The 15,571-nt window shown below is 36.4% G+C and carries 10 protein-coding genes and 2 pseudogenes; 2 read left to right on the forward strand and 10 right to left on the reverse strand.

All coding sequences use genetic code 11. From position 1 onward, the window contains the following. The first annotated feature begins 123 nt into the window (after positions 1-123). Positions 124-489, forward strand: coding sequence for a YugN family protein (locus NLJ82_RS19090; RefSeq protein ID WP_001160940.1), 366 nt, complete (start codon positions 124-126; stop codon positions 487-489). Positions 490-535: 46 nt separating this feature from the next. Here the strand turns inward: NLJ82_RS19090 and NLJ82_RS19095 are convergent. The 9 genes and pseudogenes from NLJ82_RS19095 to ctaB all read right to left on the reverse strand — a co-directional run. Then, a pseudogene (locus NLJ82_RS19095) lies at positions 536-1,159 on the reverse strand (formamidase); the annotation flags it as partial. 116 nt (positions 1,160-1,275) lie between these two features. Beyond that, positions 1,276-3,108, reverse strand: a complete 1,833-nt coding sequence (gene ltrA, locus NLJ82_RS19100; protein WP_000914978.1) for a group II intron reverse transcriptase/maturase — start codon at positions 3,106-3,108, stop codon at positions 1,276-1,278. A 733-nt stretch (positions 3,109-3,841) separates the two neighbouring features. Then, positions 3,842-4,213: pseudogene (locus NLJ82_RS19105) on the reverse strand (nitrilase-related carbon-nitrogen hydrolase); the annotation flags it as partial. Between the two features lie 227 nt (positions 4,214-4,440). After that, positions 4,441-5,346, reverse strand: coding sequence for a cytochrome c oxidase assembly factor CtaG (gene ctaG / locus NLJ82_RS19110; RefSeq protein ID WP_000069012.1), 906 nt, complete (start codon positions 5,344-5,346; stop codon positions 4,441-4,443). Positions 5,347-5,431: 85 nt separating this feature from the next. Beyond that, positions 5,432-5,764 (reverse strand): cytochrome c oxidase subunit IVB, encoded by a 333-nt coding sequence (gene ctaF, locus NLJ82_RS19115; RefSeq protein WP_000985699.1) that lies wholly within the window; start codon positions 5,762-5,764, stop codon positions 5,432-5,434. Positions 5,765-5,767: 3 nt separating this feature from the next. After that, on the reverse strand, positions 5,768-6,391 hold the full coding sequence (ctaE, locus tag NLJ82_RS19120; protein WP_000557861.1) for a cytochrome c oxidase subunit III: 624 nt from the start codon (positions 6,389-6,391) through the stop codon (positions 5,768-5,770). Then, the gene (gene ctaD / locus NLJ82_RS19125; RefSeq protein ID WP_011040617.1) at positions 6,391-8,226 is read right to left on the reverse strand and encodes a cytochrome c oxidase subunit I; all 1,836 of its coding nucleotides are present in this window, start codon (positions 8,224-8,226) and stop codon (positions 6,391-6,393) included. The genes ctaE and ctaD overlap by 1 nt, the downstream gene beginning before the upstream one ends. 60 nt (positions 8,227-8,286) lie before the next feature. Further along, the gene (coxB, locus tag NLJ82_RS19130; RefSeq protein WP_000745271.1) at positions 8,287-9,336 is read right to left on the reverse strand and encodes a cytochrome c oxidase subunit II; all 1,050 of its coding nucleotides are present in this window, start codon (positions 9,334-9,336) and stop codon (positions 8,287-8,289) included. A gap of 93 nt (positions 9,337-9,429) precedes the next feature. Further along, entirely contained in the window at positions 9,430-10,353 is a 924-nt protein-coding gene (gene ctaB, locus NLJ82_RS19135; protein ID WP_254754583.1) for a protoheme IX farnesyltransferase, read from the reverse strand. A gap of 498 nt (positions 10,354-10,851) precedes the next feature. Between ctaB and ctaA the strand changes: the two genes are divergently transcribed. Beyond that, entirely contained in the window at positions 10,852-11,787 is a 936-nt protein-coding gene (ctaA, locus tag NLJ82_RS19140; RefSeq protein WP_001188736.1) for a heme A synthase, read from the forward strand. A 78-nt stretch (positions 11,788-11,865) separates the two neighbouring features. On the opposite strand, the gene pyc is transcribed toward ctaA, so the two are convergent. Beyond that, positions 11,866-15,312 carry a pyruvate carboxylase gene (pyc, locus tag NLJ82_RS19145; protein WP_000164061.1) on the reverse strand — a complete coding sequence of 1,149 codons (3,447 nt, stop codon included), beginning with the start codon at positions 15,310-15,312 and terminating at the stop codon, positions 11,866-11,868. Positions 15,313-15,571: the final 259 nt, after the last annotated feature.

Here is a 15,571-nt window from a genome sequence, read left to right on the forward strand (position 1 = left end):
CACTATATCATATTTTCGCAAAAAAAGTCTGGATTATCCCTTTTCTCTCAATATGAATTGCACTTTCTTATTATTCATACTATTATAAAAATAATGGTGTAACATTAAAAAAGGAGGTATTTTATGCAATTTACAAATACGAAATTTAATGGGGCAGTCGTTGATTTAACACTATTAACAGAGATTATGGAAAAGAACCATTTTGTACTTGCTGGACAGTGGGATTATGAACGAGTTACATACGATTATAAATTCGAAATATTAAACGATGTTTATTATTTACGTGTACAAGGTTTAGCTGTTGAAGGTGACATTGGCAGCAGACACGCTGAAATAAAGCTACTCCCTCCCTTATTAGGTAAACATTATTATCCTCACGGCGTTGAATATGGTGATGGTGAAACTTTCCCAACGAATGTAATTCAAAAAAGCGAACAACTCCTACAAAATATCGAAAAAGAGTTAAAAGAATTCCAAATCATTGAGTAAATAGAACAAGCGCATCAATATGATGCGCTTGTTCTATTTATCTTACTTAAGAATGAATCGTCTTTTTGACTGGATACCCATAAATAGTTCCATCCTTTACTTTAATCTCATCTTCCCAAGGAACCTTATATTTACCTTCAGCTAAATCTTTTACAAACGTATATGGGTTTTCTTTCACCCCACCAGGAGTCGCTACATATCCCCTTGAACCTAAATTATATATATTATTTTCGAGACCCCATCCTAATCTAGCTTGATCTGCTAGCTCTGGATATACTTCAGCAGTAACAATCTCCCAAGGATTTCGGTGTCCCTGCACTAAAGTAGTCCCATCAAAATTACATACTTGTCCTTCACCAAAATAATAAAATACACCATCATAACCGGCTAAGTTCACCGACAATGTATACATTAAATTTTGCCATGCATTCGAACGATTAGTTAACATCCATTGTTCACTAACTTGTGTGCTATATCCAGAAATACGAATCAAGACATTTGCACCTTTATAAGCTGCTTCACGAGCTACTTCAGGAAACATACCATCATGACAAATACAAACAGCTAATTTACTTCCTCCTGGTCCATCACAAACAGGTAAACCTAAATCTCCAGCCTTCCAAGGTTCAACTGGCACCCAAGGATTTAGCTTACGATACTTCAAAATCATTTATGATGATAGGTAAGGCTTTGATGTAATCTCCACCTTTTCCCCCACCTCACACCGTACGTGCTAGTTTCCTAGCATACGGCGTTCCATCGTTTCCAACTGACTTTAAAATCAAATTATGTTACTATCGGTTCATTTCCAGCTTTAGTTCTTAGCACATTCAGTTTATCCATTTGTTTCTTGTTAAGTTTAAAAGACCGAAGGTAATGTGTAATCTTATTAAGATTCGTCATGTGAATCAGTTTGTGTATAAACCAATCTACAATTACCAAGTTGTTGTACTTGTCATCCCCACCTTGTTTAATGGGAACAATGTGATGACAATGAACACGTTCAATACCAATTTCCTCACCAGTTACATAACACTTACCATATTGAGCAACGTATTTTGATATCCTATTATCGTTGTACTCAATACTTTTATTCTTCGAATAAGTCCTCATAACTTGGTTGAGAACATCCTTAGGTATTGCCTTAAGATTACTATGTACTTTATTACGCCCCGTTTCCGTATAGTTACAGATAACCTGCGAAAAATTCCACGGGTTTTTATGATGTATTCCTGTAACTGGTAAGAGTGGAGTGTTCTGTACAACGTAAATCTTAGTGTTAGGTTGTATTCCTTTGGTCTTCCTTTTAAAATTCACAGATGTTTCACAGAACTTCATGTGCTTCATATTGTTTCTAAGTCTGGTTCTTATGACTCTTCGCAGAGAGTAATTTACCTCCGTTAAATCCATGTAAATTGTAACCGCATATTTAAAGTAATTTTGTATACCAAGAAGGGTTGAATTAAATTGAGTAACTTTCTCTGAAGTGGGCTCCTTTTGAATTCCTTTGATTCGTTCTTTTAGTTGTCTTTTAGCTTTTGTAATAGCTTTGTCGGACATACTGGTTTTTGCAATATATCCAAATTTAGCTTTACCTTGTTTAACCACTTTGATTTTGAATCCAAGGAAAACTGACGAGTTTTTCTTGAGATTAACCACTTTGGACTTTTTGGGGTTAATTTCTAATCCCAAGCGGGATTTGAGAAAATCAACTGTCGCATGATAAAAGCGTTGTGCTTCATCATAAGTCCGACACATTATTTTGAAGTCATCCGCGTATCTCACTACATAACCACATTTTAGATTCGTGTACTTCCTAGCATATTGTCGAAACCCTAAATGCCGAGTAGAGATTCTGTGAGGTTTGTAGGTTTCCCATTGGCTACTTATCCACCAATCAAGTTCATTTAGAACAATGTTGGAAAGTAAAGGAGAAATAATTCCTCCTTGCGGAGTACCCTTATTGGGAATACCCTCTCCTTCTATCTCAGATTTAAGGATTTTTGAAATAACACATAGAAGTGATTTGTCTCTTATTCCCAGAGTCCACATTTGCCTTAATAGCTTTTTGTGGCATACATTATCAAAGAACCCCTTAATGTCAATATCAACACAGTAGTGTTGGTGACCTATGTTAATAAGACTTACAACTCTACTTAGTGCATGGTGTGTACTTCTGTTCGGTCTAAATCCATAACTATGGTTATGAAACTTAGCTTCACAAATAGGTTCCAATACTTGGAGGATAGATTGTTGTACTAATCTGTCCCAAATTGTTGGAATCCCCAGGGGTCGCTTCTTATCACTGCCCTCTTTTGGGATAAGGACTCTTTTAACTGCTTGTGGTTGATAGTTATTTAATCGTTTCCTAACTTCATGAATAATCTTTGTATCGTTTAGGTGCCAAATATCTTTAATGGTTAAATTGTCAACTCCAGCCGTGTTACTCCCCTTATTAGTTTTGATGTTGCGGTATGCTAATCTAATATTTTCTTCCGAACCGATAATATCAATTAATTTATAGAAATTGTTACCATTAAGGCTATTAGAATATAACTCATCATACTTTCTTTGCATGTCGTAATATTCACTGTGCCTTAGTTTAGTTTTCTTTAACATGGGCTGTAACCTCCCCTTATTTACTGGAGGTTTACATCTCTTTAGTCTTACTCGAAACCATGTCAACCATAAGTAACAGTCAGTTTTCAATCGACTAGTGGCTATCCCTCCACGTTCATTACACGTTTCATAGGTACTGTGCCACCACTTTCACTGTCATAAACCTAGGTTATACAATTTACAATTGTTTTCCCTAGAACCACTTCATCGGAAGCAAGCCCTCAGTGTTGACAGCTTACCACGTTCCGTCATTCCTATCTGTGCATATACCGTTAGGTTTCTCCTATGAGCCTGCTACCTTGATATTGCCTGTAACAATATATGGACTTTCATAAAGGCGAGTTTTACTCATCCACAGTAGCGACACTAATTGTGTCAGTAAGCCTTTCGACTTACTTCCGATATAGACCCGTACCATCAGAGATTCGTCCGCACATACCATACTCTATTGGTTCATAGTGCATACTAACCATAGGTAATTTATAGACTTCCGGTTTATAGGTTACACCACCCACCTCTGAGTGACTTTCGTATCCTATAGGATTACGGTAACTCTCAACCGACTTCACCGAGCTTCATACAGTTCAGTTCTTGCTAACTTCACTGCATGTCGGAGTATTAAAGGAAGCCCTTCAAGGCGTTACCCTATCATTTGACTTCTTGGAATGACAGTTCACTGTTGAACTGTAAGTTCGACAATGCCTAAGCTTTTCACTTAGGAACGTGTCGCACCACCTTGTGGATCAATAATTATTGCTGTATTATACGGTTCTCCACCATCAGGATTTCTTTCCATTAGAGAAAAAACACCATATACTTCAGACTCTTTACATGCCTCAGCAAACAAGTCTGTTTCTGGCCCAGGGACTGTACATAAAAACTCTTCTGTAGTCCATTTTTTTGTATTAAGCCCTTGCGTACTATATTCTGGAAATACTATCAATTCCAATCCAGGATACCCTGCTTTAGTTGAATGAATTGTTTTTATGATCTGTTTAATTTGTTTATCAATGTCTGCACGTGACTCTACTACCGGTACTGGATATTGTATTAATGCTGCTAAAAAACCACTAATTGGCTTTACCATACTTCCACTACTACCCATTTAAATTCCCCCTTAAAATAGTCCTTGTTTTATTAAAGATAACAATATAAATTTGTAACTCTCAAAAAAACTTGTACTACACATGGAATTATTATGCATTAAAGCTAGTAGTAAATCTTATATCCACTTTAGTACATGCCTACACTAACTTAACATAAATAATTAGAAAATTCAATCTATTGAAGTTTAGTAAAACTAAAAAAGTGTATGGAAACCCATACACTTTTTTACTTCGTTTGTAAATACGGCGGCAATTGTTGTAACTGCTCTTTATCCTTTTCACGCTCTCGACGCGCCCATCGAAAGAACACATAACCAATAATTGTACCGTACACTATTTCCTGGACAATTTTCATAATGATGCCGCCTGTTTGTTGGTCTTGTACGATCGGCATCCAGTGTAAAAATTCTGGTCCAGTTATATTTAAATCAGATAAAGTTCCCGCCGGTACACATAGTTCCATCGCCTTCATCCAAGCAGCCGGATCCGTATATGTTGCAAACAACGGCGCCGTTGCAAAAATAATTAACGCGCAAGCTGGCGTTAATAATATACCGTTAGCAAACATATAACCAAGTTTCTTTATATCACTTAACGTTTGATATTCTGGTAATGGATTTAGCATCGGCCACCACATCATGATTGCCGTAAAGAACAATATAGCGAGACAGATAGGATGAGCAATTTGACTTTGTTTTACTGCATCAAAAACAACTGGTAAATGATAAAAAGAAAACAGGCCATTAAATACAAACAATGCAATAAGTGGCTTAGCAAATATCTTTAATATAATTTGAACGAACTTAAAAGAAGTAATATAACGATATAACCAAACTGGTATACCAAGCAACAACAAAGGCGGAACGGCAATATACATAACTGCCATTTCAAACATATGTGCACTAAATATAATATGACCAATTAAATCAATAGGCCCTCCCTTTACAAAATACAAAAGAACAATTCCAGTCGTAAAATAAAAAACTTGCTTCTTACTTACCTTTGTCGCATGTTCAAATCGCATTCTATACGGCCCAATAATTAAAAAATATCCAATGAGGATCGAAAGCATAAATAATAAAAAGATTGGACTCCATAGCGCTTGAAAACCAAATATCCACAAGTTACTCATTTTCACACCTACCTTCTTAAGGTTATCCGTTCACATAACATGAAGAGGGAGCTGTGTCAACACAAGCTCCCTTATTCTTCACTTTTCAAATCCACACAATTGTCATAAAAGCTAAAATTGTAATTAATCCGATCAACAGACCAGAATAAAGAAAGAAACTTGCCGCTTCATGTCCTTTATGACTCATATGCATAAAATAATACAATTGAAAAATTACTTGTACCACCGCTAATAGTAAAATAAATGGTACTGAAAAAGTCGGACTAAAAGTTTTCGGATATGCTACCGCTGCAAATGCAACTAATGTTAAAAAAATCATTAATGCAAATGTAATAACTTGATGCTTCATTTCCTCCGCACTTTTTCTTTTCCGATAAACAAGATCAACTTTAGGATTATTCGTTTGCTTTATCGCCATTGTTTATCCCACCATTCCCATTAAATATACTACAGTGAAAATAAACACCCAAACTACGTCAATAAAGTGCCAATAAATCGATGCAACATAAAACTTCGGTGCATTGTATAAATTTAGACCTCTCTTCGCATTCCTAAAGATTAATGTTAAAATCCAACACAATCCAAACAATACGTGGAGTCCATGTGTACCAACAAGAGCATAAAACGCGGAACCAAATGCGCTACTTCTCATAGTATGCTTAAATTCATGCGTATAATGATAAAACTCATATATCTCAAATCCTAAAAACCCTAAACCTAGCAACACTGTTACTAGTAGCCAAAGTTGCATTTTCTTAAAATTAAAGTTTTTCATATGATACATCGCATATACGCTCGTTAAGCTACTCGTTAATAAAAGCATCGTCATAATGAAAACGAGTGGCATTTGGAACATCTCTTGAGATGTTGGTCCGCCATTTGTAGAATTCTTTAACGCTAAATATGTGCCAAATAAGGAAGCGAACAATACTGTTTCGCCTCCAAGAAATAACCAAAAACCGACAAACTTATTTTTCCCCTCAAGGGTTGCTTTTTCAGGCTCTGCTGGAAATGTTTCATTCGTTAATTTTTCATCTACATGCATTACGCCTTGCCCCCCTTATCTTCCAAATCTTCTTTATGAATATGATATCCATGATCATCAATTACTGAACGTAGGAACATTGTACCAAACGTAATAATTAAACCGATAATTGCTACTAATAACCAAAACTTATCTTTTCCACCCTGCATATACATTGCACCGAATGCCGCTATAAACAATCCTAAAGAAATGATAAATGGTGAAAATGATGGATTTGGCATATGAATATCACCCACTGGTTCCGCCGCTGTCATCTCTTTATTCCCTTCACGTTTTTCAATCCAAAACGGATCTAACCCGCGAACAAATGGTAATTGTTTAAAGTTATATTCTGGTGTAGGTGCTGGCATTGTCCATTCTAATGTACGTCCATCCCACGGATCACGACCAGCCTTTTCTTTTGATACTGTTGTTTTAATTACATTGAATAGAAGAACAATCGTTCCAAGAGCCATAAATACCGCTCCAATAGAACTAATCATATTGCCCATTTCCAACCCTTGACCTTCAAGATATGTGTAGTAACGACGTGGCATACCAATTAAGCCAAGGAAATGCTGAATAAAGAACGTTAAATGGAAACCGATAAAGAATAACCAAAATGTTATCTTTCCTAACGTTTCATTCAATACTTTATTAAACATCAGCGGCCAATAATAATGGGCTCCTGCAAGTAAACCAAATACAACACCACCGACAATTACATAATGAAAGTGAGCTACTACGAAATAGTTATCATGAAATTGATAATCAGCTGGTGCAGATGCTAGCATAACACCTGTAACTCCTCCCATTACGAATGATGGAATGAAGGCTACTGCCCACATCATCGGTGTCGTAAAACGAATACTTCCGCCCCACATTGTAAAGAGCCAGTTGAATATTTTAATACCGGTCGGAACGGCAATCGCCATTGTTGCAACTGAGAAAATAGCATTTGCAACTGGACCAAGCCCAACAGTAAACATATGATGCGCCCATACCATAAACCCTAAAAATCCAATTAATACTGTCGCAAACACCATCGACGAATAACCAAATAATCGTTTTTTCGAAAACGTCGCGAAGATTTCTGAGAATATTCCGAAAGCTGGGAGTATAAGAATGTATACTTCTGGATGACCGAAAATCCAGAATAAGTGCTCCCATATAATTGTATTCCCGCCCAGTGCTGGATTAAAGAAACTTGTTCCAAATAAGCGGTCTAACATTAAAAGTCCTAATCCTACAGTTAACGGTGGAAAAGCAAATAATATTAATGAAGATGTTACAAATGTCGTCCACGTAAACATCGGCATACGCATATACGTCATCCCTGGCGCACGCATATTAATAATGGTTACAAGGAAATTAATACCTCCAATTAATGTACCTATACCGGAGATTTGCAAGCCAAGCACATAAAAATCAACACCATGGCCTTTAGAGGCTAAAGCTAAAGATGCATAAGATGTCCATCCTGCATCAGGCGCTCCACCTAAAAACCAACTTAAATTTAAAAATACTCCACCAAAGAAAAATAACCAAAATCCGAGTGAATTCAAAAACGGGAACGCTACATCACGTGCACCAATTTGAAGTGGTACAGCGGCGTTCATAAATGCAAACACGAGTGGCATAGCTGCGAGGAAAATCATTGTTGTACCGTGCATAGTTAATACTTGATTATAAGCATCCCCAACAAGAAAAGCGTTGTTAGGAATCGCTAATTGAAGGCGAATAAATAGAGCTTCTATTCCGCCTATTATAAAAAACAATCCACCTGCAATTAAATAGAGAATGGCAATCTTTTTATGGTCTACTGTCGTTAAATAATCCCATATGACAGCACCCATCCCCTGTTTTTTTGCTACAGAACTCACGTTTTCAACCTCCCCTTCGCGAATAATCCCTCTTTACTTTTCAACTTTTAACGTTTGTAAGTATGCATTTAATGCATCAATTTGATCGTCTGTTAAGTTGCCATATTTACCAGTCATTTTATTTCCTGGTTTCATATTTTCAGGATCTTTCAGCCATTTTTTTAAGTTTTCTTCATTGTTTTCAGCAATGCCGGCAACTGTATCGCGATCCGCAAAGTTTGCTAAGTTTGGTGCGATACGAGCGGAAGGTGGTCTACTATCATTAGATCCAACTGCGTGACAACCAATACAGCTTTTATTAAATATTTCTTGGCCTTCTTGCGCCTTTGTTGAAGCTACTTCTTTCTTCCCATCAATTTTCTTCATATCAGCAAGCCACTTTTTGTACTCGCTTTCATCTAAAGCTTTCACTTTGAATTGCATTAAAGAATGTGATGGGCCGCAAAATTCTGTACAAAAACCATTATAAGTGCCCGATTTATCTGCCTTTAACCACATTTTGTTCACATTATCTGTATTTGTATCCATTTTCCCAGCTAAAGATGGAACCCAAAACGAATGTTTAATATCGGCACCCTTCAAATTCAAATACACTTTCTTACCTGTGGGGATGACTAAATCTTGAGAAGTTACTATCTTTTCTGATTTATAAGAAAATTCCCACCAATAAAGATTCGCTGTTACATCAACAACGATAGTATCTTTATCAATATTCTTTTTCTCCATCGCACTTACATCAGCAAGTTTGAATGTATATGTAACCGTCGGAACAGCTAAGATTAGCAAAAGAATAATCGGAATAACTGTCCATATAATTTCTAGTTTGTGATTCCCTTCAACTTGCTCCGGAATATAATCTTCCTGACCTTTCTTTTGTCGGAAACGCACAATTACATATAAGAAAATAATAGTAACTACTAGTACTACTCCTACCATGATTGCACTTGCTAGTAAGAGCAGATCATATTGCATTTTTGCTACTTCTCCTTGCGGAATTAAAGTAGATTGAAAGGCTTTACCGCATCCCCCTAACAGTAAAGCCAGCAGTGAAACGAACGAAAGCAGTCGCCACTGTTTCTTCATACAAACAACCCCCACTTTCCTTGTGAATTAGATTGTACTTTATAGTTAAGTAAAGTAAATCTCAACGTAAAGAAATCCAATTATGTCGTTGTCTTAGAAGAATGTAACTACAATCATTGATACAAATAAGATTGTTAAATAATTTAGGGAATAAACAAACATTTGCACAGACCATTTGATGTCATCTTTCTTACGGAAGCCATAAAATCCTAAAACGATCCATCCGATGTTAAGCAGTGTTGCAATTACCATAAATGTTATCCCTAGTCCACTCATATAAAATGGTAGTGGTAATAAACATACTGTCCAAATCATAATTTGGCGTTTCGTAATTTCAAATCCATGAACTACAGGAAGCATTGGAATTCCTGCGTTTCGATATTCATCAACACGTTTCATTGCTAATGCAAGGAAATGTGGGATTTGCCAAATAAACATAATTAAAAATAACATCCAAGCAATTGGATGGCCTAAAGATGGATCGATTGCTGCCCATCCAATTAAAGGTGGAACTGCACCAGATATACTACCTACAACAGTATTTAGTGTATACTTTCTCTTTGTCCATAAACTATATAGAACAACATATGTGAAAGCACCAATAAATCCCATTAAGACTGCCATTGGTGTTGTTAATAATAAAAATACAAAACCAAGAAGTAATATAACTAGTCCAAATGTAAGTGCAAATCCTGGTTTATACTTTCCAGTAACCGTTGGACGGGTCTTTGTTCTTTCCATTAATGGATCGATGTCTCGATCAATGTAGTTGTTTAAACAACATACCCCTGCCATAACTAATCCAGAACCAACGATTGTAAAGAATAACTTATCCAGATTGTCCATTACACTTAATCCATTAAAGTGTAATGCCAACCAAAATCCTGTAAATACAGTAAGTGTATTTGAGTTTACAATCCCCATTTTAACGAGCGCTTTTAAATCTTGTAACCGAGTTGTTTCCGGTACGCTTGTAACAGCAGACTCATCATGCAGCTCAATTGTTGCATGGTTCATCACTTTAACCCCCTCTTAAAACTTTCGTCTTTCTTTTTGCGCCTATTTCAAATTGAAATATTTCGCTTCTATATAGCAATATTATTACAGTAGAAACATTGTTAACCCATTCTACTACTAATCTACGCCCATACTCCAATATATTAAATCATATTTCCCGAACATTTTGTGAAGAAAACATGAACTTTTTGTGTCGAACATAAAAAACTTAATTGTTACTTATCCATATCATAACATGATGTTACCTTCTATAATAAACTTTTTTGTCATATTTAACACGTATTCTCCCCATTTCTTTTCAAAATAGCCTATTCTTCACCTAAAAATTTCCTTATAAACCTTATTTCCACACCCGTTTTCTCTTCCCTGTCTTCCCCCTCCATTTCTTTGCTATTTTATTATTTTTTATATATCATAGGAACTAGCGCGTTTTATTCTATACATAATGGAATGAAAATATTTCGCAATAACTTCATAGCAGAAAGATGGTGAAAGAGATTGCAACGCTTTATTAAATGGTTAGCAGTCATTACGAGTCTTGATTTATTAATAGTTTTATTAGGAGGCGCCTTAGTTACAAAAACAGGCTCTGGCCAAGGATGCGGTAAATCATGGCCACTTTGTAACGGTGAATTTGTTCCATCTAATTTATCAATGGAAACTATTATTGAACTAAGTCATCGCCTTACATCAGGATCAGCAGGAATTCTTGTCACTCTCCTTTGTATTTTGTCCTGGAAATATTATAAACATGTGCGCGAAACAAAAACGTTAGCAATTTTATCCTTCGTATTTTTAGTTGCACAAGCATTAATGGGAGCCGCAGCGGTTGTTTGGGGGCAAATGCCAGCTGTACTTGCTATCCATTTCGGTATTTCCTTAATTTCATTTGCTTCTGTCATTTTATTAACGTGTCTTATCTTTGAAATTGACCAAAAATTCGATGCACGTTCACTTATTATGGACAAAAAAATGAAATTTCATATTTATGGTGTAACAATTTACAGTTATATTGTTGTCTACACAGGGGCTTTAGTACGTCACGAACGAGCTAGCTTAGCCTGTCCAGACTTTCCTTTATGCAGCAAAAATAGACCTATGCCAACTCAATTACATGAATGGGTTCAAATGGGACATAGAGTTGCAGCGATGTTAATTTTCGCTTGGATACTATACGCGATGATTCTCGCTATCCGCCATTACAAACAGCAGCCTGTCGTATACTGGGGATGGATCATCTCATTTATCCTTGTTACACTTCAAGCTATCGTAGGAATTTTAGTCGTATTTACAAATGCTAGTTTATCAATGGCATTATTACATTCCCTATTCATTTCTTGCTTGTTTGCTGTACTATGCTATTTAGTTATGTTAGGTACAAGAAGTAAAGTGAATGCAAAAGAAGCTGCATCAATTTCTAAACAAACAAAATAAATGAAAATACCTTGCCCGAATTGGCAAGGTATTTTTTCGTAATAAAAAAGAGCTGTGTTTCCACAACTCTTTTTTATTTTAGTGATCTAATTCAATGAGTAAGTCACCCGTTTGAATTGCATCTCCATCGTTAACATATACTTTTTTCACTTTACCATTAAACGGCGCTTGAACTGTCGTTTCCATTTTCATCGCTTCTGTAATTGCCATAGAATCGCCTTTTTTCACTTCATCGCCTTCTTTTACAACTACTTTAATAACCGTTCCTGGCATTGTTGCGCTAATGTGGTTTGGATTTTCACGGTTTCCTTTCACACGTTGTGCAACTGTCGCTTTCACACTTTCGTCTTTCACAACAATCTCACGTGGTTGACCGTTAAACTCCAAGTAAAGCACACGATTTCCATCCGGCTGAGGCTCTCCAATTGATACTAGTTTAACCATCAGTGTCTTACCTTGTTCAATTTCCACATCGATTTCTTCACCAAGTCTCATACCATAGAAGAATGTCGGTGTATCAAGCACAGATACATTTCCATAAATCTCAGCAACTTTTTCGTAATCCATAAATACTTTTGGATATAATGCATATGCAACTACATCAAACATCGTCACTTCGCGTCCAAGTTTATGGAATAGCTCTTCTTTTAACGCGTCGAAATCTACTGGTTCTAATAATTCACCTGGTCTTACTGTTAATGGTTCTTTCCCTTTTAAAATAATTTCTTGTAACTTTTTCGGGAAACCACCATATGGTTGTCCTAAATCTCCAGAGAACATTTCAACAACAGATCCTGGGAAGTCCATAGAATGTCCACGCTCTAAAACATCTTGTTCTGTTAAGTGATTTTGAACCATGAATAATGCCATATCACCAACAACTTTAGATGATGGTGTTACTTTAACAATATCACCAAACATGTCATTCACACGGCGGTACATTACTTTCACTTCATCGAAACGATCGCCTAAGCCAACCGCTTTCGCTTGTTGTTGTAAATTACTATACTGTCCGCCTGGCATTTCGTGCATATATACCTCTGTATGAGGAGCATTCATACCACTTTCAAACGGTGCGTAGTATTTACGTACATCTTCCCAGTAATGAGATAATTTTTCTAATGAATCTATATTAACATCTGGCTGTCTTTCGTTTCCACCTAACGCATAGTATAGCGTGTTCGCACTTGGTTGTGACGTTTGACCAGCCATAGAACTTACTGCTACATCGACAATGTCAACACCTGCTTCAATTGCCTTCGTATACGTTAATATACCATTTCCACTCGTATCGTGTGTGTGCAGGTGAATCGGAATCGATACCGTCTCTTTTAATGCTGAAACTAAATCATATGCTGCATTTGGTTTTAGTAAGCCCGCCATATCTTTAATACCTAAAATGTGAGCTCCTGATGCTTCTAATTCTTTTGCTAAATTTTTATAGTAATTTAAATCATATTTACTACGCAGTGGATCATGAATATCCCCTGTGTAACACATCGTTGCTTCTGCAATTTTACCAGTATCTCGTACAGCATCAATCGCAACTCTCATACCTTCTACCCAGTTTAAGCTATCAAAAATACGGAACACATCAATTCCAGCTTGGGCAGAACACTCCACAAACTTTTGAATTAAATTATCCGGATAGTTTTTGTAACCAACCGCGTTTGAAGAACGAAGTAACATTTGGAATAAAACATTTGGCATTTTTTCACGAAGATCTAGTAATCGTTCCCACGGATCTTCTTTTAAGAAACGATATGCAACATCAAACGTTGCACCGCCCCACATTTCTGCTGAAAATAAGTTCGGTAACATTCTCGCTGTCGGCTCTGCAATTTGGTGTAAGTCTTTTGTGCGAATACGCGTTGCAAGTAATGACTGATGCGCATCACGGAATGTTGTATCCGTTAAAAGTACACGTTTTTGATCTTGTACCCATTTTACTAATCCGTCTGCTCCACGCTCATCCAAAATTTGTTTCGTTCCATTTTGGATTGGCTCTGAGTGTAATACATTCGGTATACGAGCATCTGGGAAAATTGGTTTCTCTTTTTTCCCTACCCCCGGGAAGCCATTTACTGTTACTGTCCCAATGTAATTTAACATTTTCGTTCCGCGGTCTTTACGTTTCGGGAACAAGAATAGTTCAGGTGACGCATCAATAAATGAAGTGTCATATTCCCCTGATAAGAAGTTTTTATGTTTTACTACATTCTCTAGGAATGGAATATTCGTTTTAATACCACGGATACGGAATTCTTTTAAGTTACGTTCCATTTTTGCAGCAGCTTGTTCAAAAGTAAGCGCCCATGTTGTAACTTTTACGAGTAAAGAATCATAGTACGGTGTAATAACAGCACCTTGGAAACTATTACCTGTATCAAGACGAACCCCAAATCCACCACCTGATCGATATGCCATAATTTTTCCTGTATCCGGCATGAAATTATTTAGTGGATCCTCAGTCGTTACACGAGATTGTATTGCAAATCCATGTACAACAACTTCCTCTTGCTTTGGAACACCTACCATTTTACTATGTAATGCATGTCCATCAGCTATTAAAATTTGTGATTGAACGATATCGACTCCTGTAATCATTTCTGTAATTGTATGTTCTACTTGAACACGCGGATTCACTTCAATGAAATAGAAATTATCATCTTTTACAAGAAATTCAACTGTTCCTGCGTTTAAATAATTTACATTTTTCGTTAACTTTACAGCAGCATCACAAATACGCTGACGCAAATCATCTGAAAGCGACACACTAGGTGCAATTTCTACTACTTTTTGATGACGACGTTGTACAGAACAGTCTCGCTCGTATAAATGAACAACATTGCCCTCTTCATCTGCTAAAATTTGAACTTCTATATGTTTAGGTTTTTCAACGAATTTTTCTACGTATACTTCATCATTACCAAAGGCTGCTTTTGCTTCTGACTTCGCTCGATTATACGATTCTCTTAATTCTTCACTAGTACGTACAATACGCATACCACGACCGCCCCCGCCAAGGGAAGCTTTAATAATAATCGGGTAATCATACTTTTCAGCAAATTTTTCGACTTCTTCTAATGAATCTACTGGCCCATCACTACCAGGAATAACTGGAATTTGTGCTAGCTGCGCTTGTGTTCTTGCTTTTACTTTATCTCCAAACATATCTAAATGCTTACTTTTTGGACCGATAAAGATAATCCCTTCTTCTTCACAACGTTTTGCGAATTGAATATTTTCTGACAAGAAACCATATCCAGGGTGGATTGCATCTACATGATTACTTTTCGCAATCTCAATAATGCCCTCAATATCTAGATAAGCATCAATTGGCTTTTTTCCTTCCCCAACTAAATAGGATTCATCGGCTTTATAACGATGATAAGAACCACTATCCTCTTTAGAATAGATTGCAACTGTTTTTAATCCCAGTTCCGAACAAGCTCGAAACACACGAATTGCAATCTCTCCACGGTTAGCTACCAATACTTTTTGAATACGTTGCAGCTTTGTCATGATTTTCCCCCTCTACTTTCCTACCACTCTAGAGATAAAATATATACACACCATAAAGAGCGTGAAGTTCTTCACTTTCCACATTATATTATACTTAGAAAGCTTCACTTTATTTTTATCCATCATACCTTATTTTTTAACAAATGATAAGTTTTCTGAGCAATTTGTCTCACAAAAATAGTATAGCATACCTCTTCCTTTTCTAACAACTTAATTGTATATCACTTTTTTATTAATGTGATATACAATTTACTTGAAA

It is taken from the genome of Bacillus paranthracis, from assembly GCF_024296885.1.
GTDB lineage: Bacteria > Bacillota > Bacilli > Bacillales > Bacillaceae_G > Bacillus_A > Bacillus_A paranthracis.